Genomic DNA, 24871 nt, shown 5'->3' on the forward strand with positions numbered 1-24871 from the left:
ATTAGTCGCGGTATAGAGTCTTTACGCGTCGGGCTTCAATCGCCAGTTTTCAGCTAGGATGTCGATAAGCTCCATTTGACGCTTAGGTAAATCCTCTGGCTTCCACTGATCATAGCCAATGACTTGTGTAGTTAGGGCATACGAAGAGACGCCTTTACGACCTAAAAAGTAAGCATTCTTCTTTTTATCAAAATCGAAGTTTCTAGCGCTTGAATTGCGTCTCTTATTTAAGGGTACTAAGTTGGCTAATCTATGTACCCATATTTTTCTTTCTTCTGCTACAGGCCACCATTGGGCCCATTCACTTTCCTTGTCTACTGTCTGAGGTAAAACGTGCTCAATAGTTAAGATAGTAGGGTCATAAGTTGCTCCCCCATCTGATATAAATGCATCTAATCGCAATATTAAGTAGTTTCTTCTTCTTGATGTTAAATCATAAATATCACTATCAAGTACCTTGATCATTTTACGCTTTTCATCATCTGTTAATTCTAACTCACTTATAGGATTAGTAAGAGAATGATCGTTTTCGAGTGCGCTAAGCACCTTGTTATAACGCTCGATGCGTTGGTTTATGTTATAGGCACAAATATGCATAAATGCTGCCAGTCGCTCTAATCTTTCAAAAAACCAAGCCATGTACTCAGGCTTAGCTTTATTATTCTTTATAAATTCGATTGCTGTTGGCACCCAATCAGAATTATCAATTCTATTCAGCCATTTTAAATATCTGTTAACTTCTTCGGCATGGGCTACAGCTATATAATCACTATTTTTTGCAATCAACAATGCTTCTGCATAAGGCTCTAAGACTGCTGAAATCAGATCTTCAGGACCAATACCTTTACTCAGTACGTGTTCTCTAAACTCTTCTAACAACGAACGTTTTGCCTTCTCTTTAGCATGAATCATACGAATATAAGAAAACAAATCGTTGAAACGATTCCGTCCAAGCTCGACTTCCATATCTTCCCAACGTTCATTATATTTTTCTCTTTGGGCATCTAACTCAACCATGCCAATCGTATCGGCCTTAATGATATCAGTTGGCTGCAAGTCTAACCCTCGACTATTCATCACTGAGAATATTCTAAAGGCTGATTTTTGATTAGGGGTTGATACCGCTACTAAATAACACTTTCGAAGTAGGAAAGCTGTAAAAATCTCAATTTGCTCTACATCATCACCAAGCTTTTCAGAAACGTATTTATCTAGAAGCTGACTATTGCGTTTAATATTTAGACGTGATTCATTCTCAAGCGCTTTTTCATCCATTGCGAAAAGTTCGTCAAACTTTAGGCCTTGAACGTAAGCTGCAAAAAAATCTCGATCTCGACTGCGAACAGTCAATCGTGGCTTACTCTCTAGTCCTTCAAATTTATTCCCTGGCTCTAGTATGTATTGCAGTAGTGCCTTCCTATCATCACCCTGTAGTTTATTTGATAGCACAGCTAATAGGATTGTTAAAGTGGTCAATCTTTGCTGACCATCAATTACTTCGGCATGAGGCTTATTTTCTTCCTTGATCAGAACAATACTACCAAGAAAGTACTCCTCATCAGGTTCATATTGATAGAAACTATGTAAATCTTCAAATAACTCGGAAGCCTGATCTATCGTCCATGCATATGGTCTTTGATAAGGTGGAATAACGTATTCAAAATCTGAGCTAAATATTTTTGATAAAGGGTAGTCCGCACCGCTAAGGTTTTTGCTCATTCGTAAACTCTCTATTAAAGATTAACTTATACATGAAGATTATTGTTTTGTGATTAAATTATTCGGAATAGTCTATCATGCGAGCTTGAAATATCATTACTAATGATATATTTCTGTCTGCCATATTTGTCAGTTCAAGACCCTTGATATTGCCTTACTTTCAAACTCTTAAACTTTAACCTGTCAGATAGTCTGCCACACCCAAAAAATACCCCTGCATCGTCATCCGATCAAAGCTATACACATGAGCATGAGGTGCTTCCCTACAGCGTCCCACTAATGGCTGCTTTTGATCAGGTTTACCATTCGCTAGCTCTATTACTCCAGAACAAATTGGGCAGGTTGCCGTAAACTCAGTAACTCTCGCTACATTTAGCTTATCTTTGTCCCAATACATCTCGATATCAGCATTAACAACATTGATATTAGCAAAGAACATAGGCGCTTTAACAACACGATGATAAGGCAGCATATATAGCGGTATAAAAAAGTATCGCCAGTTTAAGTATGCTACCGGAATAAGAATAGCGTATAAGAACGCTTGCCAAAGCTTTAAGTTTGGTATCTCATTCATTAGCATGACAACGAATACAGCATATATGGCAATCAAGATGTCTAGAAAAAAGCTTAATAGTAGCAGTAGCATTAACACAATGCCTTTAAAGCTCATCATCTTAAGCTCACCTTGCTTAAAAAACAGTCTCGTAAATAATGATGGCTTAACATCGGATGTGGCTTTACGCTCGTACGTAATAGTACTTAAGTCCTCATCCTCTTCAATATCGCTATCGGCTTCAACGGTAGCCAACTTATCTATCTGCTCTTGCTCTGACTGTTCACTATCGATAGTTTGAATATCCATCCATAGTAGCGTCTTATTTTTCGAGCCTCCTCCTGAAGCCGATGTGACAATTATTGGCTTATACCCTAAATTGATAAACGCCTTTTTACAGTCCGGATGATCATCAATAAATGCTTTTAAAGTTGCTTTTAACTTGGTCGTTTTAACCGCATTTTTGGCGGTTTGACTATCTACACTTTTTTCATCGATGTTTTTCGCTTTCGCATAAATTCTTTGTCTTGATAACTTTTCAGGCTTAAACCCATCGTCCGAATACTCAATTTTTCTAAGCTGCTCGCTGACGATAATGCTTAGATACTTATTCCAAAGCGTATCACGGGGATAATTTAATAGCTGATCATGCAGTTCACTGAATACTGCTAAGTGATTATTTTTCATATAAATTTACCGATTAAACCCCTATTAACATCCCTATAGCAGCCTGTTTCAAGATCAAATTTTATCGCATAGTTACCTCACTCCTAACCAACTAACAAAAGGATGGTAACTATGTCTATGTCAATCGCTGTTAATGAGCAGAAGCAAATCGTCAACGTTAAACAAGTCGAGCGAGGGCTAGCTTGTATGTGTTTTTGCTTTGAGTGCGGTGAGCCCGTGGTGGCTCGTAAAGGTGAGAAAAATGAGCATCACTTCTCGCATCTAAGTAATAAAGAAAGCTGCACGATTCACCCTGAAAGTATCCTACACAAGTTTGCTAAGCAAGTCATTATGGAAGAGAAATATTTAACACTACCAGCACTACCTGATGATGAACACAATGAAGAAAAAACATGGCAGTTTGATCATCTAATCGCAGAACAAGCTATCGGCTCTATACGACCTGATCTAGTAGCGACTATCGACGACGAAATAATGTTTATCGAAGTGGCAGTAACGTCATTTATCGACGCAGACAAATCCGCTTTTATTAAGCAGCTTGGTATAAAGACGGTAGAGATCGACTTGCGTGAGATTATTAAACAAGATATGGAGCTGCCAAGCACTGAAGCGAAAGACTACATTTTAGACTGTGTGAGTAATAAACAATGGGTGTTCCCTGAAGCAAGTACTTTAACAGCACCTACTCTATCAGTTGAACCTATCTATAACTGCCAAACAATCACTGAAGAGGCTAATAATGAAAGCTTTGATAAGGGCTATAGCACTTATCGCTTTACGATCAAGCACAGTTGGGTAGATGTAAGAGTATTTAATTCAGGCATGGTGTCGGTGAAATGCGTGACCTATAACCACGATGTCATCGAAATATTAAAGCAGTGGCGTAACGAAGGCGGCGGCAAATATAACCAAAAATACAAATCATGGAATTACTTTAAGCCGTTTTCAGATACTGTCTTTGCTCGTTTGCAAGAAATGGATATGACGCCAAAGCAATAGCCGAAAGCCTAGCCACGTTTATTATATTTTACTTAGGAACCGATTATGAACAATACTATTTTACTACTCACTATACTTGTTGCTTTGGTTTTGCTGGTACTTGCCGTCCAAAAAATATTAGCGCAAAACAAAACTATTTTACAAAGCGAGCGTGATATTGCAAATATTCAAACCGCGATAACCCAGCAACAAGCTGATTTTGAAGTTGAGCTTGCTCAAAAAATTAAGGACGCTAAAAAGCGCTCTAATAACATGCAGCGTAATGTACTAAAAGGTCAAATCGGTGAACAGTTCACTCCCTTTATCGCTGATTTTCCTTACAATCCATCTGATTGCCGCTTCTTAGGAGAACCAATTGATTATATGATTTTTCAAAATCTTCATGCATGCTCAGAAGGGTTGGCTGATGTAGAAGATGTACAGATCATTATTGCTGAGGTAAAAACAGGTAATGCTAGATTAAATGTGCGTCAGAAAATTATTAAGCAAGCGATCGAAAATGGTCAAGTCAGTTTCAAGGAGCTTCGAATCAAGTATTGCGAGGACACTGAAAACATGACCATCTTGACAAGCTAAACTATACTACGTGATCATTATTATGCTATCGTAGCCTATAAACCACAAAATATCGTTAAAAACGGCTGACTATGATCACTTATATTCGTTTCGATAATTTCTACTCTTACCCAGAATCAACGGAAGTATCGTTTACGCTGGGTAAGCAACCGACTGAGTCTAACTATGACTTTTACATTGATACCGCGCATGACCAGTATCGGCTCAATAAAGTCACAGCGATCTTAGGTGCGAATGGCTCTGGTAAGACACAGCTGCTAAAAGCAATATCGTTCTTGCGCTGGTTTATCTGTGGCTCTACCAGCAGCCTTGATTCAGAAGACTGTATCCCGTATAGCCCCTTTGCTATGAGCAAAGACAAGGAATCTGAATTTGAGATGAGTTTTTTACTCAAAAATGCTGATGGTGTTTATGAGGAGTATCGCTACGAGCTAACGCTTAGCCAAAGCCGCGTGATCAATGAAGCTCTATATAAAAAGACCAGTCGCTTATTTAGCTACGTTTTCAGCCGTCACTATGATGGTGATGAGATGGTCTATAAGCATCGCAGCTTTGTCATCCCATCACTTGCAGATGACGTGAAAAAAAATGCCTCCTTAATCAGTTATGCTAATTTGCTTGATGAGCCACTGGCAGAAGCAATTATTGAGATGTTTGAAGGCTATAAAACCAATGTCGTCTCAATGGGTAGGCTTGGGAGTCTTAGCCAGTCTATACCTGAGATGACTGAGTTGTTTGCTAAGGATGACGGCTTAAAACAAACCGCTGAAAAGCTACTTTGTCAGTTTGATACGGGCATCGATGAGATTAATATAAAAAGCGTCATGACAGTCAATGAAGGCAAGCAGCAAGAAGTACTGCTGCCCTTTGGTGTTCATAAGATCGGTGATGACTCATTTGAGCTTATGATTTATGAAGAGTCTAATGGCACACAATCTGCTTATAGCTTACTTGGCCTAATACTACCTGTGCTTAAAAATGGTGGCGTAGCTATTATCTATGAGCTTGATAACGACTTACATCCCCTACTACTGCCTGCCATATTCGACTTATTCCGCTCATCGCATCATAACCCTCATAATGCTCAGCTTATTTTTAGTTGCCATACGCCTGAAGTATTTAACTTATTGAATAAGCATCAAATATACTTGGTTGAAAAGTATGAGCAGGCTTCAGAAGCTTGGCGGCTCGATGAGATGGAAGGGGTTCGTAACGATGACAACCTTTATGCCAAATATATGGCTGGCGCGTTTGACGCGATACCAAATCTATAAGGGGCTAGATTATGGCAAAGCGCAAATCTCGGACAGTCAACAAAACCACTTTGCTGGTGATGGGCGAAGGTGAGCATGACAAAGCATTCTTAAGTCATATGAAAGGTATTTATCATGAAAGGCGCTCTGGCAGTAAAATTACTTTAGACTTTTCTAGTGGTGGCTCACCGCACGATATCATTAAAGATACAGTCAAAAAGAGCCGCCATATTGGTTATGATAAAAAGTTTATTTTGATGGATAGCGACGTCCCTGTTAATCAACAAGATATTAAAGCCGCTAAAGGTTCTGGCATTACAATCTTATATTCAAAGCCGTTATGCCTAGAAGGTATGTTGCTGAACGTGCTAGGCCAAAACACGCCCCATACTGCACAAAAATGCAAAAGTGCCTTACATCCACAATTGTCTGATAATCCTGCCCTACCAAAGAGCTATGAGCCTTTATTTGCAAAACCTGTACTCGATCAAAGCATTCATGCCACGATTAAACAGCTGCGCTCATTGTTAGGCAAGAAATAAACCGCCCTGCTCGCTAGAGTTAAGTAAATTAGTTTTTATTTTAGTAATATAGACTTATAGCACTAAATCGACTCAAGTATTTATTACTTTTAAAACTCAATTTTGTCGATGTTTGGGTCATTCATCGCCATTAATACCTGACCGGCTTCTTGAAGTGGTGAAGATTTAACCGTGTTTTCTATCGCGCTCATAGCCATCGTGATCAACTCAGGATTATCATTTTCAATCCCCTGATCAAGCCTTACGAACATCTCATCTATCACATGACGACGTTCTGCGAAGCGTTCTTTTAGATAAGACTCTAGAAACTCTCTTTGGTTATTGGACTTAGTAAGATGTACATTTTCCCATGCAGCTATCGCTTCACGTTTTGTATATTCAGTCTGACAAATAGTTTTATAATCTGCGTAAGCTTTGACTAGCATCTCAAATCCTTGATAAGCGCTAGAAGCTGGGTTTTTGGAACTTACCGTCTTAATAGCTTTCTTAGAGCTTGCTGTAATCACATCTTTCATAATGTTTATATTCCTTATTAGATTTCAAGATAGCCTTCACACTTGTAGCGAATATTTTGTACTGCTTCGCCTTCATTATTTAAAAGAGGCTGATCTAAAATATTTTTCAGTGACTTACCTAAAGCAAGCATTGTCTGGAATGCTACTGGATCTGAATTATCATATACCTTAATTTTCTCAAAACGTTTAACCGTTTCGAGTAGTACCATCTGAACTTCTAAAGCATTAGTCATCACAGCTTTGACGCCTACTTCCATTAATTCAATCGCGGCTATATTACAATTGCTTCTAAGTTTCGCATCGCGCGCTTGGGTTAACGCCTTCTCACCTTTACCAGCAAGATGTAGACCGGTTATAGCTAATGCGGGAGCGGCAACTATACCTCCTAGTACCAAAGTACCGCCTGCCATACCGAATCCCCCTGCTGCTAAAGATCCGCCACCAAGCCATGCAAGCGTAGCGCTTTTGGCAGCTGCTCCTGATAATGCTGAAATTGCTGTGCCTGTTGAAGCCGAAGCAAGTAAGCCAACAGACCCGTAAGCGCCTATACCCGTAAGGACACCTGCTGCCGCACCTGTTAAAAGACCGTTTTCTAACTCAAGTGAAGCGGTTACCTTTTGCTGTATGTCAATATAGTCTTGCTCTGTAATCGTCTGACTAAAATTTTCAAGTTTAGAGCCCGCATCTTTTATCTTTTTAATAGTGTCTATAATATGCTTAATTTGATTGTTAAAAATATCAACTTTTAGCTGTCCTAAATTTCTAAGCTCATCGTTAGTATCTATCCGAAGGTTACTTAGTGCTTTACGCTTTTTATCTAGCCTTCTTTGCGCTCTTTCAATAGTGGCGCTAGCGTCAGATAATTGAGATACGCCTTTAGCGCCTTTGGTGATTCCAAAGCCTGATGCAGCTAGTGCGCCTGCACCTATGATTAGAGGGATGGGCATAGCAAAGTCCTTTGTTGGTTATATCTGAATTATTGGCAGTCGATGCTTAACTTGAATCGATTGGCAAACCTCTATATTCAGCGCTATATATTCATCGTAAGGGATAGTAGAGAAATAAGCCTGATGCATTGCTTCAATATTGCATATAAGCGGCCTTGACTCATAAATAGTGCAACTTTTACTATCTATATCGAACCATTCACATGTGCCATCACCTCTATCTAAAGCTGCATATATTTCATTTTTATCAAGATTTTGACAGCACCAACCACATTGATTGCAAGGAAACTTCATGATTAATGTACTCTAAGCTGCGCTATCTTCACGTAGATCATTAAGCTTTTGGTTAATTTCAGTGAGTCTGTCATCAATATTATCCAGCGCATCTGTCACAAGCTCTGAATTAGACACTATTTCTTCATCGATTTTATCAAGTTCGTTTTGATTTAAATATGCATTGATACACTCTACAAGCCTTTTACCATAAAAACGAGCGACATCTCCTATCAGATTTATTTTATAATCCTCTATATACAGAGCTTTATCACTTTCGCTGTAGTAGGCTTCTTCGATATCGTTCAATATCTCCCAGTCTTTAGTATCATTTTTTAAATGAAATTGATAACTATTTTGATGTACATGTAAGAAGAGACCAACACCAAAATTTCTAGTAAAGCTTGTGTCGATGATAAAGTCTGCATACGTAGTGTCAATCATATAGTCATTTTTCTCTCTGACAGCACTTGCTTTATCATAAAATTTGGAACTTTCGTCAAAATCCATACTTTCATAAAACCAAACACCTCCGCCTGGATTTTGCGGCAACATTTTTGACTCATCACGGAAGTAATTGTCAAAGAACGTTTTAAATGAAATACTTCCATCATTTTCAAAGTCTATGCTTTCGATATGACTATCAGCGTCCTCTACCAATTTTTCGTTAGATTGCTTATCTTCTTCAAGTGGCTTATTACTTTTTTGCAAACGCTGTTCTGCTTCTAAATGACCCTTACATACTGCTTTATTATAGTAATAATTAGCTTTGTCTTTATCTATTTCAACTCCTATGCCTTCGCTATAAAAATTACCCAGCTCGTAATGAGCGTCTGCATTATCTTGTTCAGATGCTTTTTGATACCATTCAAAAGCTTTACTATTATCTTGCAATACACCAAAACCCTCTTTATATAAATAAGCAACATTATTCTGCGCAATGTCATAGCCTTGTTCTGCAGATTTTACACACCATTCGAATGCTTTAGTATAATCTTGATCAACACCAAAACCGTAGCTGTACATACACCCTATAACATCTTGAGCTGGCGCATAGTCTTCACTCGCTGACTTTTGAAACCATTCTAAAGCTTGTGTATAGTCTTGAGCTACTTTATTACCTAGTAGGTAATCTACTCCGATTAAATATTGCGCTTCTATATAATTTCTACTGACAGGGATACCGTACATTGATTACTCCACACTGGTAACATTGATAGGTGCACAAAATTATTTTGACCACACTGGCTATTAAACACGCTTCGCTGGTAATCCCCACTGATTATTTTGTGGTGATGTTTGCTGAGCCAAAAAGACGACAAGAACAATCCAACCAATAATCGGAATAAACCATAGTAGCTGCCACCAACCAGACCGTCCAGTATCATGCAGACGTCTTGTAGCTACGGCTATAGTAGGAATAAAGAATACTAAAGCCAAAATTAATGGTGATATAGCCTCATCTCCTATTCCTATACCCAAAAGCCCTCCAAAAAAACCTTCCATAAATCCAAAGACTACAGATAGAATAATGGTTGCTAGATAAAACAGCCAATACTCTTTTCGTCTAGCACGGCCTGTAAAAGTCGCATAATTACTGAACACTTTTTTTGTCCAATCTACTATTCCATAGTTACTTTCTGCTAGGTATAAGCTTCCGATATTCTCATCATACTGACTATTATCAGGACGACCGTAACCTTCAAGTTCTGGTGTAGTTGATATATTTTGGTTTTGAGGTTCTTTAAGTAATGATGGAGGAGTAGAAGCCTGAGACTGGCTGGATTGATAAGATATTCGATTGATACTACCCGTACCATTGAACATGAAATCTACATTATCACCTGCTTTGGGAGCATACCTCTCTATCCAATCCTTGCCATCGAAAGAATACTGAACACCATCATCAGCTATAATTATTCCCGTATTTTTATAATCATCAAAGTTAATTATTTTGCCATTCATCTAAAAACCCTCATATTAAATTACATATAATAACTAAACAGAAGTTAAATAGAAACAGTTAAATTAAGAAAACTTTGTCCATTACACCTAATAGATAAAAAAGACAAAAAAAACAACAGTCAGGAAAAATAAGCCGCATGACGCGACTTATTGTCATATCGTTTTCTAGCTAACACGAGCAGCTATCTTACTTTCAATCCAACCTGCAATCTCACTCGCTACCCATACTACCCTTACTTTTGTAAGCTGTACCTTTTTAGGAAACGTTGGATCGTAACGGTCAGACTCCTCATTGATCATCTCATAAATAGTCGAACGGCTAAGCCCAGTATAGTGCCCAACGTCTTTGATGCTTAGCAGTTGTGGAATGTGATTGCATTGCTCGATGGCTGGTTGTGTTGCATTTAAATTTTCCATGATTATCTCCTTGTAAGTGAACGAGAGCATCACCTCTCATATACTTACCGAGTCCCATATTTTTTTATGGCCTCCCATGCAGTCCGAGCGTTAGCCTTTGATGCAGGTAATAAAAAAAGGAGCTGATCTGATCAACTCCTTTCTATGCCATTATTTATCTGTCACGAGTTAGCTCACCGCTGTCACGCTTTGACGTAAGCCTTGCGCGATACTGCGGGTGTTTGGCTGCATAGTTTTCTCTACCTTGCTAGGCATTTGATTGCTATCATCTTGCGGATAAAACTCTTCCACCACATCAGACATCTCATCGCCATCAACTTCAAAGCACGAATTGGCATAACCAAGCGTGGCAGCTTGCTCTAACGCTGTTTGATCAAAGCCGTTTTCGCTAAGCTCACTATCAATTGCCTTAGCTTGCTGTACCGCGTCTTTGAGTGTTACCCCATCTCTTAGCGTTAAATCCACAAAGTAAATGGGTGTGCGATAGCTTTGGGTGGTGCTTTTACCTCGTAAGGTTAATTGCAGGGGCAAGCAGGACAGCTTATTACCTGATACTGCGGCGAAGTAGCTTAAGCGTGCCGCAAGGGTGCGAATACTATTAAAGCCTGTAGTACGAAAGATAAACGTACCCAGCTCATCGTCCTCAGACAGATTGACGTACAGACGACCGTAAGGTTTACAAGCACCACCTTGTGCTAATGGGCAACGATCAGGTGATGGGCAAGGCAGTTGCTCCATGCCGTTATTGGTACGCCGCTGACAGTGTTCGCCATCTCCCACGCATAACGGACGACCCGTTTGCCGATCGAATAGCGTGTACTGAGCTCGTAAATTAAGATCAGGATCATTGAACAGCATACGAACGGGTATTTGTCTGAGCTTACCTTCACTACGTGCGCGGAGCTTTTCATCAAGCGGATGATTGACCCAGCCGTCTTTATTTTGCACTTGGCTGGTAATGGTGAATTGATCGTCTTTGGCAGGTAGGCGTTTGCCATCCTTTTGGATAACGCGTCCAATGCTGATACGACCGAGTACGGGCGGGGTAATCGTTAGACCTTTAATCATGATGATATTCCTTATTTGTTTAATAATTTGAATAAATCGACATAAAAAAGCCCACCTGTGATAGGTGGGCTTTATGCGTTTGGTTAATGAGATTAGCTGTCTTGGTTTAATTATCGTTTAAGATGACGAAGCGACGACTGCCTTGACGGGTTTTACTAAATTTATCCATCAGCTCAGGATGGGCTTTAGTGACGGCTTTACTGTCTAAGCTCACGCTGTCCTTCGAGCGCTTCCACGAGATTGCGCCTTTGTCAAAGACCGCTACTTCATTATCTTTGATTAAGCTTTGCAGTTGATGTTTAACTTGATCGTGGCGCTGCTCTAGATCTTCGATTGACGCGCGATAGCTAAGCAGCTTATCGAACAGCTTATTTGCGCCCTCATCACTCTTAAAGTCTATCTTGCTTGTAGGCTTAGGCTCAGGATAAAGCAGCTTAAGCGCACGAGCGGCTGACTCAGAGTGATCAGGCGTGGGTGGAGTATCCGTCTCCACGTACTGCCAGAACAGACGCTCATGCTCAATAATTGATGCAATCAAACGCTCATCACGCTCAACCTTATAGATCTTTGCTTCGTGTCCGCAAAGCAGGACACAGATATGAGCGGCTTGTTTACCTGTAACGGCTAGTTGATGTTGCACTTGGCAAGTCACGTATAGCGGTACGCCATCTCGCCATAATTTCGCGCCATGCTCACCAGTGGTTTTGCATTCCAGTATTTGTACCTCATCGCTACCTGTTACCGCATAGTCAAGATTGGCAAGCATAAAGGCTTTGTCAGGATCAGGGTGCTGCAATATGGCATTGACGCGGCGTACTTTGTTTCCTGTCTTTTCTTGATAGTATTTAGCCACCATCGGTTCTAAAGTATTGCCCCAATACAGCGGCGCATAGCCTTCTATGCTTTCATCTAAGTCTGAGCTCATGCGTCCGGTCTTAATCATCCATAGCTCAAGCATCGACAAATATGGATGAATACCGCAAGCAGCAGCAGCGTCACTACTGCCTATGCCTTGTTTGCGAACGGCTAACCACTCTTCACGGCTTAGGTCTTTGGTGTTAATTAAGCGTTTGGGCTGAGATGATGTAGTTTGCTTAGATTTATCTTCACTAAGGCTAGGCCGGTTAGTCTTAACATTAATAGTAGCAGTCGGCTTTGTTTGCTTAGATTGCATCGCTTTACGCTTACGACGACTTGGCTGACTGGTGGTATTTAATGCGATAGTTTCCATGATAGATTCCTTATTAAATTAATCGTTGATAACTGATGATCTGAGTAAACGGCATAAAAAAACCACGCTTTTAAGCGTGGTTTAATGTGTGGTGATAAGACAGTTAGGCCAGCATACGTAATGATTCTTCTAAGCCCTTTTGCTTAAGCTTAGCGCCAGCGCCGAACCAAGCTGAGTTTAAGCGATTGTCCGTATTCATCGCGCGGCGTTCATGATCGACGTACTCAGTGATACTACAGAGCAGACCATAAGCGGTATCTTTGGCAGCATCGAGATCTGCTCCGCGTCCTTGACCGTTAAACATGGTCATCACCTTATTCATTGCTTTGGCATTAGGAACCGCGTCTTTCTCTTTCTTAGCACTGTTAAACAGAATGATGTCATTGTCTTGATCGTTAAACACACGGCTTAGATAGTTAGCGGCTTCTGCTTGGGTAACACGCCGCTCGGATAACTGCTTCATCTCATAGATATGCTCATCCCACTGATTAACCGACACGCCTAATTGCTGCTTGACCTTATCGGCATCAAACGAGGTGCTATGCGGTACTTTCACCACACCGCCACTACCATCAGCTAAGCTTACTGCTAAGGTGTTATTACACACCACACGGATATTGGTAAACTGCGCCGTGGTTGCCAGCGTACCATCACAAGCCGTTGCTAGTAGCAAATAGCCATGACTGACATCGCCGCCACGTAAAGACGCGGATTGACCTGTACGAGCGAGTGCCCAGAGCTTACGACCGCCCTTTAAAACACCAGCAGTTTCAAGCTCAAAGTGTGAGTGCTCAGTGAGATCACGATAGAACTCTAATATCTCTTCCGGTTGTACTTCTTGATAGCGCTGACTGACAACTGACAACGGATCAAAGGTATCTGAGCGGTACAAGACCTTTTGCTCAGCGAAGGGCAAGATAAGATTATGCCCTCGATCGTTCTCAGCCATGAAATTGACGTCCGATGACTCAATACGCCAATCCATACCTGCCTCACGCGCCCAAACCTCAAGTGGCTGCTTAGGGGATAGCTCACTGCCAAGGCCATGCCAAGGGGTGTCGCCAACGTATGCCATAGTTTCTACTAAATGTGCCATGATAATTTTCCTTTTGTATTATGATTAAATTGAGTTTAAGTGAATGAGTGAAAGGTGGTGAAGACATGCGAGCAGTCATCACAGCGATATTGCTTATTGACCAGCATTGGTAGCGCTTGATGAGACTGAGTGATCTCAATAAGCGCTGCTACCGTTGTTCCTGCAACCACACCTATAGCAGGATGTACTTTAAGTGCTTTGCAAAGACTAACGCCAAGGCTGACTAATACCGCAGGGGATAACAGCTGATCAATAAGATTGATTTGACTACCATCAGTCATCTCGTAGACCAAAGATGACTCACAGCTAGGACACAGGGTTTTCATATATACTCCTAAATTTTGCGCATAAAAAAGGCCTGCTAAAAAGCAGACCTTATTGGCTGAAGTCACGTACATACAAACAGGCTGTACGTATTCTCATGGTAATAGTATATATCTGAGATTATTTTGATATGGGTGGTAGTCCTCGGCGGTCGGATGTGCGGTATCGACCATGTGCAAAGGTGTTCATGTTTGGGAGCCATACTTTTAAGTGCTGATCTTCCTTGCTTGGCTTTGTTAGGTATAAAGCTGAATCTACAGCATTTTCAACCTCTTGAGGTTCATTACGATGAATCATACCGATACCTAATTTACCGTTTCGCTCATAACCCTGCTTAGTCTCTTTATCGTGATAACTATAGCACTCGCCTAGACCACCAGTAATGACCTTCCACTTTTCACCAACCTCTTTTGCGATATACCAATCATTTTGTCTCTTATTACCGTCATATATCAGCAACAAATGACAATGTAATCCGCCCTCGATACCTCCCTGCTCAAGCGCCCATGCATAACCTTGTAAGCATCTAAAGCAAGTGTTTTCATTTCTTATCATCTGACATAGCTTTTTTATATGGTCGTGAAAGTCTTCGATAGTAATCAAGTGGCTACAATCTTTAGCGTATTTGAGATCGACACGAACAAATATCAGCCGTGCATGATGATTGAATAATTGAGTGATGTACTGACCTAACGACTCCTTATTTTTCCCTTCTTCATATTTTAAAACACATTTCTCACGATTAATCTCTCTTTTATAGCAACGTAATCTATCGATCAGCTCAGCTACGTTGCTATTATCCCAAATCACTTCATTAGGATATTGATCACCGACAATAAGCTGCGTACTAATAAAAAAAGCGTTGATGGGCATCGAGTAAACCAGCTCAGTAACAGGCTCATAACAATACATGAATGGTTGATACAAGTTGTTCAGCTCATTAATGAACGAGTCAGAAATAATAGAGTCTGATTTAGCTCGACTGTAGATAATATTGATGACTAATTGATGGACTTTAGTCATTAGAAAATTTTGATTATGGTTACTGTATTTCATGATGTTTCTCCTATGTGGTTTGTCTTGCACATAGTAGAGCTACACCATATTTTTTTATTCTGACTACTGGTGGTTTAGTGTGAAGATAGTCAGCGTAGTGACGCTGCTACATATAATAATATAAATAACCTGCTAGTGGAGCATGTGAATACTAGCGGTATAGTCGATCCTATTTGTGTGAAATATACCGTGTATCAAGGTGTTATTCGAATCATGCATTTAACTGATATTTTTCGTAATCAAGACACTAGAAATTATAAACAAAAGCTTTTGTGCATATAGAAGAATTCACAAGCATATCTGTGATAGGCGGCAGATGATAATAAAAACACCAGAACAAATATTCTTTATATTTATTATTTAACGTTCTTTATTTAACATACTGATGCTAATATACCACCCTACACTAGTAATATCGAGGGTTCAGATAAATTTTATTTATTAAATCATTACTATATTATTACTATAAATTTATTTAAATATTATTAAAATATCATCGTTAAATTATGGTATTGTTAGTAAAATATTATTTAAAATATTGAAGAGAAGATGTAAAATGACTGATACTAATGATGTGATTAAGCCTAATCCAGAAAAGAATATAAAGTTAAAATTAACTCAGAGGCAGGTTAATATTGCGTTAAACGAATTGATTTTAGATAGATATAACGTGGACCTTCCTAACGATTTAGAGTATCTAAACACTGCCTGTAATAGCCTTGAGTTAACAGAAAGTTATAGAGAATCACTTGTTAGTTTTTCTAAATCTAATGTATTGCCTGATGAGTCTATAGCTTGGCTACAAGATGATTTGAGAGCAGCATTATGGTTTGATCATTACTCTTATTATTACAATAAAGATTCATTTCAATGGAAAAATTACTCTGCTGACTTCCAAAGCAACTTAATCACATGCTTTGATCTAACAAACATACGTTTGCCACATAGAGATAAAGCTAAACTTTTTGACTATAAGGTTGAATGGAAAAGAGACTTTATAAACAAAGCTAAAGGTATATATAATAATATACGGACTATGCCACAAGACCTAGAGTGGTTGGATAGTAAAAATGAAAAACAAATTTTATGGGCGCATAGCTACTTAGGCACACATGGATATCTTATCCAGAACCCATTATTTTTGTGTAATGATCTGAGCACTTACTATGTGCAAATTTGCGCATCTCTAGACGCACTAGACACTCTTAATCATAGAAACAGTCGTTCTTATAAGATGAGCCTTTTCAAAAAGGACGTGTTGAATAAAATGCGTAACGCTTGGAGTCAGAAAAAGTTTCGTGATAAAAAAGATGCTGAGACCGCCCAAGAGTATTTCTTGACGAGACGCCATATGAATAAGCTAAAAAAATTAGCGGATGAATATGGTTTAAGTAGTAAGGAGTATCTTCAGCAAATGATTGATAAAGAGTATAATAGTCTCAATTAGCTTAGATAGCTGAAATCCGAAACTTAAATTTTATGTACACTACCATGTACACTGAAAAGTACTAATATTCACTATTATAATAAAATCAATATCTTAGCTATCAATAATCGTTCCGGCTCCGGGTACCATTATAGCAGTACAGAAAAACCGCAAATCGTAACGATTTGCGGTTTTTTTGCGTTTATGTCAACTACATAAATTACAGAACTGATAACAAATCGAGCAAACCTATTATCGGAGCACATTCTGATACCTATGGATCTGCCGATTACTGCTTCACACGGCTTACAAATAGCAATGAGCAGCCTTAATAACACTCACCAAAGCGGCGCTAATGACGTGACGTAATAAGCACGGTGTCAGTAGATAACACTGCGCTGATTGAGATAAAACACGCCATTCGTCGAGCATGTCGGTCATACCCTGATTTTATACTAAAAGACAAACCACACTCTGCTACTCTGCATTAGCGGCTAAATCCTACTTTGGCTCGGACTGCTCATCACATTATGTCAACGGTGGTAGCGCCATATCCAAATTGAATATTAAAACAGGTAAACCTCACGCTGTTACAGCACCTCCAAACTGACAAGCCGATTTTTTCGATATTTATTAGAGATAATATCACTGATGAAGTGGGATTCGCTGCGGTACAAGGAGACCTGGAGTCTCAACCGTCTCTAAAGAACAGCGCCACTCCTAGCCCATTCATCAAAAACCACCTAACAGATCGTCCTTCTCCCTCAATAACAGGTATGGGTATCAAAAAGTCGGTAGCTTGGTATGCGTAACCGTATTGGCTTATTTTTACACATTCCCTTTGGTTTTTTGGCAGCCGCTGCAACAAAGCACCGAGCTGATTTATCACCTCGCGCACTACGACCTACTTGGCATGCAGACCATGCAAGAAAAAACCAAGGCAACGGTCGTCTGTCAGCATTACCTAAAAGCCTGTCATAAAAAAAGCCAGCCACCTAAGTGACTGACTTTTTTTAAAATATTTGGTGGAGATGGCGGGAGTTGAACCCGATTACATCAAACACTATCACACGCTATAAAATCAGTGCTTATTAAAATCAATGACTTACGATAACAAAATGTGATTAGATGTGATAGTTATTGGTGGCAGGCTGTCAAAAATCGTGTCACAGATTTAATTGTCTACAGCTGCATAACGTAGGTTTTTAGCGATACGCCGCGCCCATCCTTTGCCAAAAGTTTGCCAGATACGCAGGTTAGTAAAAAACTCTAAGCGCTCAGCATTGAATAATAATACCACATCATTTTTATCCATCGCTGCGACTGCTGCCAATGTGCGTGGACCAATCAAACCATCGTCACTGGCACCAACAGCGCGCTGTAAAAATTTAACAGCTTGGCGTTTGCCGTGATTGTATGCCGCATCTGTCAACTGCCATGCAATCAAGCGATCGAGTTGATCACCTTTTACTGCTTTATAGTATGACTGCTCGGTGATTTTTTTTGCAAGAGATTTGGGCAGGCGGCGCATATCGCCCCAATAACCATGTGCTTGAGCTACTCGCTTAGTCACACCATACATGGTTTCGCCACCAGGGTCGCTTGGGTGATTAACGTAGCCGCCTTCGTGATCCATCAATCTATCAAAAATCATGTCATAAATACTCATAGCCTATACCTTATTTTGAGCATTAAAAAAGCCCCAAATATGGGGCGGTTTTTAGTGCTGATTGTTATTTGTTTTTATCTGCAACACGCAGTGCGTAATGCAGTGCATTGAGTGCGAGTAGTCCGCGTCGGTAATGTCGTGGTTTGACATACGGCTGCACAATCTCGCTGTTTTTGATTGCGATGTTTGTCAGTTGACGTGCTGTTTTGATTAGATTAAATCGCATGGTCTTACTCCTATTTATTTACCAAAAATCGCAAAAGCCGCATCTTTGATTTCTTTGATGACTGCTGATAGTGGCTTGCCCTGCAATAGAGCGACGGACTGATAAAAGACGCCAATCGCCAACATGCCGAATACTGCCCAGCCCAGCATAATGCCACCTTGCGCCATCACGCTATAATCTTGATATCCCATGAACTCAATATGTGCTTGGCCACCGAATAATGAGATCGTTACAGCAATCGTAAATTTGACGATGACCGACATATTAATTTTTATTTTACCGTCTTTGCCGATGTCACCACTGAGCATAAGCCCAAAGATAGCACCGATGACGGCAGCAAAGACTTTGGGCAGGTATGTGAGCATCTTTAGCAGCACTATATCCCAAAACGGCATGTTGTTTGGCATCGTCTTTCCTCAGATTTTAGATATAAAAAAACCCCTTTTAGGGGCGGTAATAATTATTTGGCGAGGTATTTAGATTATTTGGCTTTGTATAATATTGTCATTGATAATATCCTGTACACGCTTTTGCTGCTCTTTCTCAAAATCGCGCTGCAACTGAATATCGATAGCGTCTTGCATAGTAGGTTGATTGGCGGTGGTAGCGCATCCGCCAACCAATAACGCTGTTAATAGTAGATATTTCATACCAAATCTCTCTTAAAAGTTAGTAACATCGATAACAGCGAAGCTTAGGCGTTTAGGATAAACAAACCCCACAAAAGATGGTAGGTAGTCTCTTTCGCTGATTACTCTACGTATCTCTAACCTGGTGCTGTTTTTTATAAAACTTAGCGTCCCTAAATGGTGCGTATTAATATTGTCTGACGCTAACGCCATGAATGGTATGCGAATCGGTATGATTGCAAACCTACTCACACCATAGTCTTTGGTGAATAACGTGCCATTAGACCCACTCATGTTTTCATAGTTGGGTATGTCGATAAAATCAATGACATTACAACTTCTAAGGTCAGATGAAAATGTGAGCAAGCCTGCTTCGTCATACACTTCAAGACCCATCTTGCCCTTTGGGACATGGCCAAACTCAAAGATATGTAGTGTGCCGTCGCCTTGAACCGCTTGCGTCAAAACGGGCGGGTCTTCTACAAACTTAACATTAACGCCTTTCGTGTTGTCAGGCTCTATCGCGTAAATTTTGTCGTGGAACGTAAGTGAGCCACTGTACTTTTGAGCGCGACTGCGGCTTAAATCATAGTGTTTATCAGACGCTTGCACAGTGCCGTTATCGCCATAAACCTCAAATCCGCTTGGCATCAGTAAACCCCTATCGTTATTTCTAAAAAATTAGCATTCGGGTATAAGTTGCCGTTCGACATTCTCAGGTTGTTGGTTTGCACTCTAAATCCGTTGCTTAATTTTGTGACAGTGATCTGATCGATAAGATAGCCAGTAGCAACAGGCGTGATGAGGTAGAAAGGCGCATCACTAGCTAATAATGGGTGAGTAAACGTTCTATCCATATTTGGGGTGATTTTAAACCTTTCTAAAACCTTAATTGTCTTTGTGTTGGTATCAAAGACGATACTCCCCAGCTCGTTAAATACTTGTAATCCTTGTGCCATTACCATAACCCCAGTCGAACGCGCAGTTTATTGTTAGCATCGTAAACGCTCAGTAAGCTATCTTTAATCTCAAGTCTGGCACCAGTTGGCGCAGATTTAAAGTGTCCGATAGTGGCTGATAACGCCGATAAAGACGTGATAGACGCTGTATCTATTTGCGAAAACCCTACAGACTCTTTAGCAATGTATGTATGACGCATATAAACACCAGCAGGCACTTGCACCCCATCAATGTTTTGCGGCGTGGTTAGCACCATAAATGGGCTGTCACCGTTTACATCATTAGGCTTGCCGACTGGCGCTGAGATGCTAAAGCGGTCAGCGCGTATATCAAAAGCCGACGGCTCGCCGACGTTGTTTACAAGGCCAAAGCCAGCAACCTTGTTACCAACATCAAGTTTAAGCGTGTACTCGCCCTTGATACCATCGACCACCTCTTTTGTCTCTTGCAGCGATGCAGTATTCTCGCCTACAGTCGCTTCGAGTGTTGTCACCTCGCGAGCTAATGCGCTTGTAGCGGTTGCCTCAGTCTCAATGCGTTTGACTAACTGAGCATTACTGTCTGCAACCTCTGACTGTAAATTAGTAATGCGCTCATTGGTTGCATAGCCGTCTTTAGCAACTGTTTTCCAGTAAGTCCATTGTTGACTACGACTTGCATCTGTGTAGCGGTTTGCGTCTGTGTAACGAGGTTTGTAGTCGGCAATAATGCCATCTAATCGCTCACCTTGTACGCCAAACTCATCGCTTATATCTTGTTGATAGTTGATAAAATCCGCTTGGTTTGCTTTTTTGCCAATTTCAGTATTTGCATCAATAATCGCATCAATGCGGTCTTGTGTTTCTTGACTGATCGCCAGCTCGTTATCTTCAATCTTGCCGATTTTTTCAGTTAGCGACTGACTAAGACTGCTCTCGTCAATCTGACCTTGTATTAAGTCCATGACCTTGTCAGCATTAGCATCTGTCGTGCCTGTCACCCATGCCGACCACTCAGACTTAAAGCCCAGCTTATCAACCAAACGCGCACGATATGACTGCGCTAGATTGCCTTGTAAACCGTTAATGGTATGGGTGTTAGTTGGGTAGCTATATTGCCCCAGCGTTGCCACGTTGACATTGGGCGCACTGCCTACTTGTATTTCAGTGTAGGCTGCATCACCTGAGCCAGCTTGAAACCCCCATTTCAAATCCATGCCAAACAACACGCCTGTGGCAGTTAGGCCGACAATCTTAGGCGGTAGTCCTACCTTGCCTTCAACCGATGTCAGTGTTGATGTTGTGGCCTGCGATTGCACATCAAACGCAGACACTGAGCGTACACGAGCCATATAATTACCGCTATATACGCCTTCAATCTCAACTGATACGTTACCAGTACGCGGTGCTTTAACCCAGCTACCATCGTCTTTACGCCACTCAACATCATACGCAACGGCTGCCGGCACCTGCGCCCAGCCGATGACAAGCGTTGTGACTGTCTGACCTTGCACGACACGGTGACGGCTAGTGATCGTAACACTTTCTGGCGCATCCACAGTCTCAGGATTGACGATAGTGATTTCAGTCGGCTTTACGTCTGTGCCAAAATCCACAGCGTCGTACTTTTGTGGCTCATGCTGTATTGCTGTGATATTAAATGTCACGTCATCATTTTGCGTGATGGACATAACGCGAAAACGCATTAGTTTTAGATCGGCAGTCTCAATCGCCCAAACGTGCTCAGGCTCAGCGCCAGTAAATCCAGCGGTGACAGTAATGCGATTGCCGTTTACATGACTGATATTGCGGCGCTCAGATTTGCCGCTACCGCCATTAATGATAAGCACATCACCAGCAGCAGCCACGACTTCCCTATCAAGCTCTATGATGCGCTGCGTGTCGTTTACAGTTGATACACGGCCACCATTGGCACGACCTGCAAATAGCTCGTCTGACACATTGATGATATTGCCGACAGTGATGTTTTTTACCGCATCAAGACCTGCGCCAAACGATACTTGTCGTGTCTCTAACTGCTCAGTTTTGAGCGCCCACAGTCCTGCTCGCTGTGCCTGCGCCTGACTGGTGCAACCAAAGGCGTTTAGCTCTAAAACTTTAACGCCCAGCTTCGCCATCGCCTTTTCGTCACGTACATACTCGTACTCGGTTTGATAGCTGTTTAGCGGATTATCCCAAGCGACTTTTGCTAGAGTATGACGGTCACGCGCTCGTGTGCCGGTATATTCAAACTGACCATCAATGACGTTAGCGCGGCTAAAGGTATAAACTGGGTCTTGCGGTACGTCAGCATCGGCAAATATCTTTTCGCCGTTCCAGTAGCTAATGCCGCGAAATATACCAGCGATATTAGACAATACTTGATAAGCGTCGGCTTGTTTTTGTAGATAGACGTTGCACGTAAATCGCGGCTCTGTACCGCCTTGACCGTCTGATACCATCTCATCGCAATACTGGCCAAGCGTGTATAGCGACCATTTATCAATCATCGTCGCATCTAGTCGCTCGCCTAGGCCATAGCGCCACTGACGACATAGGTCATAATAAACCCATGCAGGGTTGTTGCTGTAAGCGTCTTTAAATGTGCCGTCCCAAATGCCTGTGTAAGTACGAGCAACCGGATCATAGTTGCTCGGCACACGAATGACTGAGCCGCGTACATGAGCTTCTAACTTAGCGATACTGCTAAATGTCTCGGCGTTATATTGCACACCCAGTAGCGCGGTGTTTGGGTAGCGCAATTTAACATCAATCACCTCAGCGACCGCATCAATCATCATCGTGTCTTGCACGTACTCGCTAGGGTCGTTGGGCGTTAAGCGTCTGACGCGTACCTGCCAACCTGTTGTGGCTTTTGGTAGATCAATACGGTGAGTGCGCTCATAACCTGCGCTGGTCTTGTCCTCAATCTTGGTTTTTAAAACCTCTTGATATGCGCCACCATCTGTTTGCAGGTCGATTGCATAATCAATTTTATAACCTGTCACATCACCGTTATCAGGATTGGTTTTAGATAGGCGATTCCACTTAAAACGCACACGGACGGCTGATAGCTGGGTGTCAGTAAAGGCTTTAATCCAAGGCTGCGAGCTTTTAAGCTCAACACCGATGCCAGTTTCATTGCTAACATCGGGGAAGCCCTTGATATAATCTTGCTCGTTTGTGCCGTGTCTAAAATCCCATGTCACGCCGCCAAAATTTGAATTACCGTTATCATCTAGTAGTGGTGTACCATCGAGACGAATTGACTTACCGCCATCGACTAAACCCCACACCTCACCCTCAGCTAGTCCATACAGCAGTTTTGCGGTACTGGTACTTGCTACTGAGTCTTTAGCAATAGACGGGCGGCGCGGCTTGTCCCGACCTTTTTTTGCGCCTTTGATTGCGATAGCTGTCATTATTGATTATCCTCTGTGTAGATACCTGCTGAGCAAATAAAGCCACCTATGTAACGCTCACCGTATAATATAGGCACTGGATTGCCCTGCGCTACCGTTGTCACCGCGCCACCAAAGCCATAGTTTGCTCGGTTGCCGTCCTCGTCTTGGCTTTCAATCTCAGGCGTTGGCATGAGCAAACTTGCAGCGCCGCCTACCATCAAGCCGACACCTGCGCCTATCATCGCTAGACCTTGAGCCGAGCCAAGACCGCCACTAAACGCTATCAGTGCTGCCCCTGCAACAACTTGCAGCCAGCCTAGTGCATCACCGCCTGCGCCCATGATACGCGGCACAATGTGAATAACGCTTGCGCCTGTATGATTGCTTATATCGCGCTCGCCGATGTTGCCCTGCTCATTTACCTCATCCAAAAAGACCGCAAAGCGCATACCATCCTGCTCAGCGGTCAGCATAAATTTTTTAAACTCAGGTAGTTGGCACGATAGCGCGTGACATGCCTCGGCTGCGCTATCGACATTTAGACTAAACTGCTCGCCAAATTGTTTTAGCTGACCATGCAGCATGATAGTTTTCATAAATTGCGCCCATAAAAAAGCCGCTACATGAGCGACTTATGTCTGATAATAACAGCAGCTCTACGCTGCCATTGCTCGCCATATATCTCACGTAGCGACTCTCTGCCGTAAGGGTGGTGCAATACCAAGTCATTGCCGATAACATCGTCTGTACGCTCAGATTTGAGCTTACCATCACCGATAAAGACAAGGGCATGATTGACGTGCTCAGTGCGTCCTAGGCGGCAGAGTATCAAGTCGTGCTTTTGGATTGCATCGACCTCGACAAAGCCTTCGTTTTTAAACCCATCAAGATATAGCGGCTTGTTGTCTTTATCCTCCCACCACGCATCTGCTCGCTCATAATCGCCAAGTGTGATGCCAAGCTCGCGCTGATAGTAGTCCTGTATGAGCGTGTAGCAGTCCATAATTCCATGATGATACTCACGCCCTAGTAGTGGGGCTTGATAGTCGTCTGGCTTATGTATCTCCACGTCAATGCCGTTTGTAATTATCCACGGCAGGCCGTGTAAATTCATCTGCACACGGTCGGGCTGACTAGGTGCGGTCGTTCCATCGGGGTGACTATGCACGTATGCTGTTATCTCGCCCTCTTTTGACGCACCGACAATATCCATTACATCAATCTCAAACTGAGCATCATCGGCTGCTACATTGGTGCAGGGGATATATTCGCCATTCACGATAACGCCACAAGCCTCACGCGGATATTCAGTGTTAGCATGGGCGTTGATAGTCTTTTTTATCTTAGCTGTTAGCATG

At 41.7% G+C, this 24871-nt stretch carries 28 protein-coding genes; 6 read left to right on the forward strand and 22 right to left on the reverse strand.

What is annotated here, in order from left to right; all coding sequences use genetic code 11:
- Positions 1-21 precede the first annotated feature (21 nt).
- Positions 22-1719: a DUF262 domain-containing protein gene (locus BTV99_RS06935; RefSeq protein ID WP_075101641.1), complete on the reverse strand. Its 1698-nt coding sequence runs from the start codon at positions 1717-1719 to the stop codon at positions 22-24.
- Positions 1720-1894: 175 nt separating this feature from the next.
- Positions 1895-2959, reverse strand: coding sequence for a hypothetical protein (locus BTV99_RS06940; protein ID WP_075101642.1), 1065 nt, complete (start codon positions 2957-2959; stop codon positions 1895-1897).
- 111 nt (positions 2960-3070) lie between these two features.
- Here BTV99_RS06940 and BTV99_RS06945 point away from each other — a divergent pair, with 111 nt between their 5' ends.
- The 4 genes from BTV99_RS06945 (at position 3071) to BTV99_RS06960 (ending at position 6329) form a co-directional block, all read left to right on the forward strand.
- Positions 3071-3958: a competence protein CoiA family protein gene (locus tag BTV99_RS06945; protein ID WP_075101643.1), complete on the forward strand. Its 888-nt coding sequence runs from the start codon at positions 3071-3073 to the stop codon at positions 3956-3958.
- A 45-nt stretch (positions 3959-4003) separates the two neighbouring features.
- Positions 4004-4534, forward strand: a complete 531-nt coding sequence (locus tag BTV99_RS06950) for a Holliday junction resolvase-like protein (RefSeq protein ID WP_075101644.1) — start codon at positions 4004-4006, stop codon at positions 4532-4534.
- 71 nt (positions 4535-4605) lie between these two features.
- Entirely contained in the window at positions 4606-5808 is a 1203-nt protein-coding gene (locus BTV99_RS06955) for an ATP/GTP-binding protein (protein ID WP_075101645.1), read from the forward strand.
- 11 nt (positions 5809-5819) lie between these two features.
- Complete coding sequence (locus tag BTV99_RS06960; protein ID WP_075101646.1) at positions 5820-6329, forward strand: hypothetical protein; 510 nt, start codon at positions 5820-5822, stop codon at positions 6327-6329.
- 89 nt (positions 6330-6418) lie between these two features.
- Here the strand turns inward: BTV99_RS06960 and BTV99_RS06965 are convergent, their stop codons facing one another.
- The 11 genes from BTV99_RS06965 to BTV99_RS07015 all read right to left on the reverse strand — a co-directional run bounded on the left by BTV99_RS06965 (position 6419) and on the right by BTV99_RS07015 (position 15221).
- Complete coding sequence (locus BTV99_RS06965; RefSeq protein ID WP_075101647.1) at positions 6419-6844, reverse strand: hypothetical protein; 426 nt, start codon at positions 6842-6844, stop codon at positions 6419-6421.
- Positions 6845-6861: 17 nt separating this feature from the next.
- Positions 6862-7791, reverse strand: a complete 930-nt coding sequence (locus BTV99_RS06970) for a hypothetical protein (RefSeq protein WP_075101648.1) — start codon at positions 7789-7791, stop codon at positions 6862-6864.
- An 18-nt stretch (positions 7792-7809) separates the two neighbouring features.
- Positions 7810-8085 carry a YkgJ family cysteine cluster protein gene (locus BTV99_RS13880; RefSeq protein WP_075101649.1) on the reverse strand — a complete coding sequence of 92 codons (276 nt, stop codon included), beginning with the start codon at positions 8083-8085 and terminating at the stop codon, positions 7810-7812.
- A 12-nt stretch (positions 8086-8097) separates the two neighbouring features.
- A complete protein-coding gene (locus tag BTV99_RS06980; protein ID WP_075101650.1) occupies positions 8098-9255 on the reverse strand; it encodes a tetratricopeptide repeat protein in 1158 nt (385 codons plus the stop codon).
- 60 nt (positions 9256-9315) lie between these two features.
- A complete protein-coding gene (locus tag BTV99_RS06985) occupies positions 9316-10029 on the reverse strand; it encodes a DUF805 domain-containing protein (RefSeq protein WP_075101651.1) in 714 nt (237 codons plus the stop codon).
- 165 nt (positions 10030-10194) lie between these two features.
- The gene (locus tag BTV99_RS06990; RefSeq protein ID WP_075101652.1) at positions 10195-10446 is read right to left on the reverse strand and encodes an AlpA family transcriptional regulator; all 252 of its coding nucleotides are present in this window, start codon (positions 10444-10446) and stop codon (positions 10195-10197) included.
- A gap of 168 nt (positions 10447-10614) precedes the next feature.
- Complete coding sequence (locus BTV99_RS06995; RefSeq protein ID WP_075101653.1) at positions 10615-11514, reverse strand: hydrolase or metal-binding protein; 900 nt, start codon at positions 11512-11514, stop codon at positions 10615-10617.
- Between the two features lie 106 nt (positions 11515-11620).
- Positions 11621-12688, reverse strand: a complete 1068-nt coding sequence (locus BTV99_RS07000) for a YqaJ viral recombinase family protein (RefSeq protein ID WP_075101728.1) — start codon at positions 12686-12688, stop codon at positions 11621-11623.
- A 160-nt stretch (positions 12689-12848) separates the two neighbouring features.
- Entirely contained in the window at positions 12849-13841 is a 993-nt protein-coding gene (locus BTV99_RS07005) for a DUF932 domain-containing protein (RefSeq protein WP_075101654.1), read from the reverse strand.
- 35 nt (positions 13842-13876) lie between these two features.
- A complete protein-coding gene (locus tag BTV99_RS07010) occupies positions 13877-14167 on the reverse strand; it encodes a hypothetical protein (RefSeq protein WP_075101655.1) in 291 nt (96 codons plus the stop codon).
- 118 nt (positions 14168-14285) lie between these two features.
- On the reverse strand, positions 14286-15221 hold the full coding sequence (locus BTV99_RS07015) for an inovirus-type Gp2 protein (RefSeq protein WP_075101656.1): 936 nt from the start codon (positions 15219-15221) through the stop codon (positions 14286-14288).
- A 556-nt stretch (positions 15222-15777) separates the two neighbouring features.
- Here BTV99_RS07015 and BTV99_RS07020 point away from each other — a divergent pair.
- A complete protein-coding gene (locus tag BTV99_RS07020; protein ID WP_075101657.1) occupies positions 15778-16668 on the forward strand; it encodes a hypothetical protein in 891 nt (296 codons plus the stop codon).
- A 796-nt stretch (positions 16669-17464) separates the two neighbouring features.
- Entirely contained in the window at positions 17465-17650 is a 186-nt protein-coding gene (locus tag BTV99_RS07025) for a hypothetical protein (RefSeq protein WP_075101658.1), read from the forward strand.
- Between the two features lie 171 nt (positions 17651-17821).
- Here BTV99_RS07025 and BTV99_RS07030 read toward each other — a convergent pair whose 3' ends face one another.
- The 9 genes from BTV99_RS07030 to BTV99_RS07060 form a co-directional block, all read right to left on the reverse strand.
- A complete protein-coding gene (locus BTV99_RS07030) occupies positions 17822-18316 on the reverse strand; it encodes a glycoside hydrolase family 108 protein (protein WP_075101659.1) in 495 nt (164 codons plus the stop codon).
- Positions 18317-18380: 64 nt separating this feature from the next.
- The gene (locus BTV99_RS13430; protein WP_178377937.1) at positions 18381-18542 is read right to left on the reverse strand and encodes a hypothetical protein; all 162 of its coding nucleotides are present in this window, start codon (positions 18540-18542) and stop codon (positions 18381-18383) included.
- Positions 18543-18556: 14 nt separating this feature from the next.
- On the reverse strand, positions 18557-18949 hold the full coding sequence (locus BTV99_RS07035) for a hypothetical protein (protein WP_083608566.1): 393 nt from the start codon (positions 18947-18949) through the stop codon (positions 18557-18559).
- 69 nt (positions 18950-19018) lie between these two features.
- A complete protein-coding gene (locus tag BTV99_RS13435) occupies positions 19019-19192 on the reverse strand; it encodes a hypothetical protein (protein ID WP_178377938.1) in 174 nt (57 codons plus the stop codon).
- Between the two features lie 12 nt (positions 19193-19204).
- The gene (locus tag BTV99_RS07040; RefSeq protein ID WP_075101660.1) at positions 19205-19822 is read right to left on the reverse strand and encodes a hypothetical protein; all 618 of its coding nucleotides are present in this window, start codon (positions 19820-19822) and stop codon (positions 19205-19207) included.
- Positions 19822-20130, reverse strand: a complete 309-nt coding sequence (locus BTV99_RS07045) for a hypothetical protein (protein WP_143507091.1) — start codon at positions 20128-20130, stop codon at positions 19822-19824. Before BTV99_RS07045 ends, BTV99_RS07040 begins: the two co-directional genes overlap by 1 nt.
- Positions 20130-23531 carry a host specificity protein J gene (locus BTV99_RS07050; protein WP_075101662.1) on the reverse strand — a complete coding sequence of 1134 codons (3402 nt, stop codon included), beginning with the start codon at positions 23529-23531 and terminating at the stop codon, positions 20130-20132. The genes BTV99_RS07045 and BTV99_RS07050 overlap by 1 nt, the downstream gene beginning before the upstream one ends.
- Positions 23531-24109 carry a tail assembly protein gene (locus BTV99_RS07055; RefSeq protein WP_075101663.1) on the reverse strand — a complete coding sequence of 193 codons (579 nt, stop codon included), beginning with the start codon at positions 24107-24109 and terminating at the stop codon, positions 23531-23533. Before BTV99_RS07055 ends, BTV99_RS07050 begins: the two co-directional genes overlap by 1 nt.
- Positions 24110-24132: 23 nt before the next feature.
- Complete coding sequence (locus BTV99_RS07060) at positions 24133-24870, reverse strand: C40 family peptidase (RefSeq protein WP_075101664.1); 738 nt, start codon at positions 24868-24870, stop codon at positions 24133-24135.
- Position 24871: the final 1 nt, after the last annotated feature.

This window comes from Psychrobacter sp. Rd 27.2 (assembly GCF_001921755.1).
In the GTDB taxonomy this organism is placed as follows: Bacteria; Pseudomonadota; Gammaproteobacteria; order Pseudomonadales; family Moraxellaceae; genus Psychrobacter; species Psychrobacter celer.

What these genes read in the sequence shown, in the direction of transcription:
- BTV99_RS07035 (WP_083608566.1), bottom strand. Translation starts at nt 18,949, where the DNA reads ATGCCAAACAACATGCCGTTTTGGGATATAGTGCTGCTAAAGATGCTC.
- BTV99_RS06980 (WP_075101650.1), bottom strand. Translation starts at nt 9,255, where the DNA reads ATGTACGGTATCCCTGTCAGTAGAAATTATATAGAAGCGCAATATTTA.
- BTV99_RS07060 (WP_075101664.1), bottom strand. Translation starts at nt 24,870, where the DNA reads ATGCTAACAGCTAAGATAAAAAAGACTATCAACGCCCATGCTAACACT.
- BTV99_RS06965 (WP_075101647.1), bottom strand. Translation starts at nt 6,844, where the DNA reads ATGAAAGATGTGATTACAGCAAGCTCTAAGAAAGCTATTAAGACGGTA.
- BTV99_RS07055 (WP_075101663.1), bottom strand. Translation starts at nt 24,109, where the DNA reads ATGAAAACTATCATGCTGCATGGTCAGCTAAAACAATTTGGCGAGCAG.
- BTV99_RS13435 (WP_178377938.1), bottom strand. Translation starts at nt 19,192, where the DNA reads ATGAAATATCTACTATTAACAGCGTTATTGGTTGGCGGATGCGCTACC.
- BTV99_RS13430 (WP_178377937.1), bottom strand. Translation starts at nt 18,542, where the DNA reads ATGCGATTTAATCTAATCAAAACAGCACGTCAACTGACAAACATCGCA.
- BTV99_RS07030 (WP_075101659.1), bottom strand. Translation starts at nt 18,316, where the DNA reads ATGAGTATTTATGACATGATTTTTGATAGATTGATGGATCACGAAGGC.
- BTV99_RS07050 (WP_075101662.1), bottom strand. Translation starts at nt 23,531, where the DNA reads ATGACAGCTATCGCAATCAAAGGCGCAAAAAAAGGTCGGGACAAGCCG.
- BTV99_RS06950 (WP_075101644.1), top strand. Translation starts at nt 4,004, where the DNA reads ATGAACAATACTATTTTACTACTCACTATACTTGTTGCTTTGGTTTTG.
- BTV99_RS07040 (WP_075101660.1), bottom strand. Translation starts at nt 19,822, where the DNA reads ATGCCAAGCGGATTTGAGGTTTATGGCGATAACGGCACTGTGCAAGCG.
- BTV99_RS07010 (WP_075101655.1), bottom strand. Translation starts at nt 14,167, where the DNA reads ATGAAAACCCTGTGTCCTAGCTGTGAGTCATCTTTGGTCTACGAGATG.
- BTV99_RS07020 (WP_075101657.1), top strand. Translation starts at nt 15,778, where the DNA reads ATGACTGATACTAATGATGTGATTAAGCCTAATCCAGAAAAGAATATA.
- BTV99_RS07045 (WP_143507091.1), bottom strand. Translation starts at nt 20,130, where the DNA reads ATGGCACAAGGATTACAAGTATTTAACGAGCTGGGGAGTATCGTCTTT.
- BTV99_RS06960 (WP_075101646.1), top strand. Translation starts at nt 5,820, where the DNA reads ATGGCAAAGCGCAAATCTCGGACAGTCAACAAAACCACTTTGCTGGTG.
- BTV99_RS06935 (WP_075101641.1), bottom strand. Translation starts at nt 1,719, where the DNA reads ATGAGCAAAAACCTTAGCGGTGCGGACTACCCTTTATCAAAAATATTT.
- BTV99_RS06945 (WP_075101643.1), top strand. Translation starts at nt 3,071, where the DNA reads ATGTCTATGTCAATCGCTGTTAATGAGCAGAAGCAAATCGTCAACGTT.
- BTV99_RS06995 (WP_075101653.1), bottom strand. Translation starts at nt 11,514, where the DNA reads ATGATTAAAGGTCTAACGATTACCCCGCCCGTACTCGGTCGTATCAGC.
- BTV99_RS06955 (WP_075101645.1), top strand. Translation starts at nt 4,606, where the DNA reads ATGATCACTTATATTCGTTTCGATAATTTCTACTCTTACCCAGAATCA.
- BTV99_RS06985 (WP_075101651.1), bottom strand. Translation starts at nt 10,029, where the DNA reads ATGAATGGCAAAATAATTAACTTTGATGATTATAAAAATACGGGAATA.
- BTV99_RS06990 (WP_075101652.1), bottom strand. Translation starts at nt 10,446, where the DNA reads ATGGAAAATTTAAATGCAACACAACCAGCCATCGAGCAATGCAATCAC.
- BTV99_RS06940 (WP_075101642.1), bottom strand. Translation starts at nt 2,959, where the DNA reads ATGAAAAATAATCACTTAGCAGTATTCAGTGAACTGCATGATCAGCTA.
- BTV99_RS07015 (WP_075101656.1), bottom strand. Translation starts at nt 15,221, where the DNA reads ATGAAATACAGTAACCATAATCAAAATTTTCTAATGACTAAAGTCCAT.
- BTV99_RS06970 (WP_075101648.1), bottom strand. Translation starts at nt 7,791, where the DNA reads ATGCCCATCCCTCTAATCATAGGTGCAGGCGCACTAGCTGCATCAGGC.
- BTV99_RS13880 (WP_075101649.1), bottom strand. Translation starts at nt 8,085, where the DNA reads ATGAAGTTTCCTTGCAATCAATGTGGTTGGTGCTGTCAAAATCTTGAT.
- BTV99_RS07005 (WP_075101654.1), bottom strand. Translation starts at nt 13,841, where the DNA reads ATGGCACATTTAGTAGAAACTATGGCATACGTTGGCGACACCCCTTGG.
- BTV99_RS07000 (WP_075101728.1), bottom strand. Translation starts at nt 12,688, where the DNA reads ATGCAATCTAAGCAAACAAAGCCGACTGCTACTATTAATGTTAAGACT.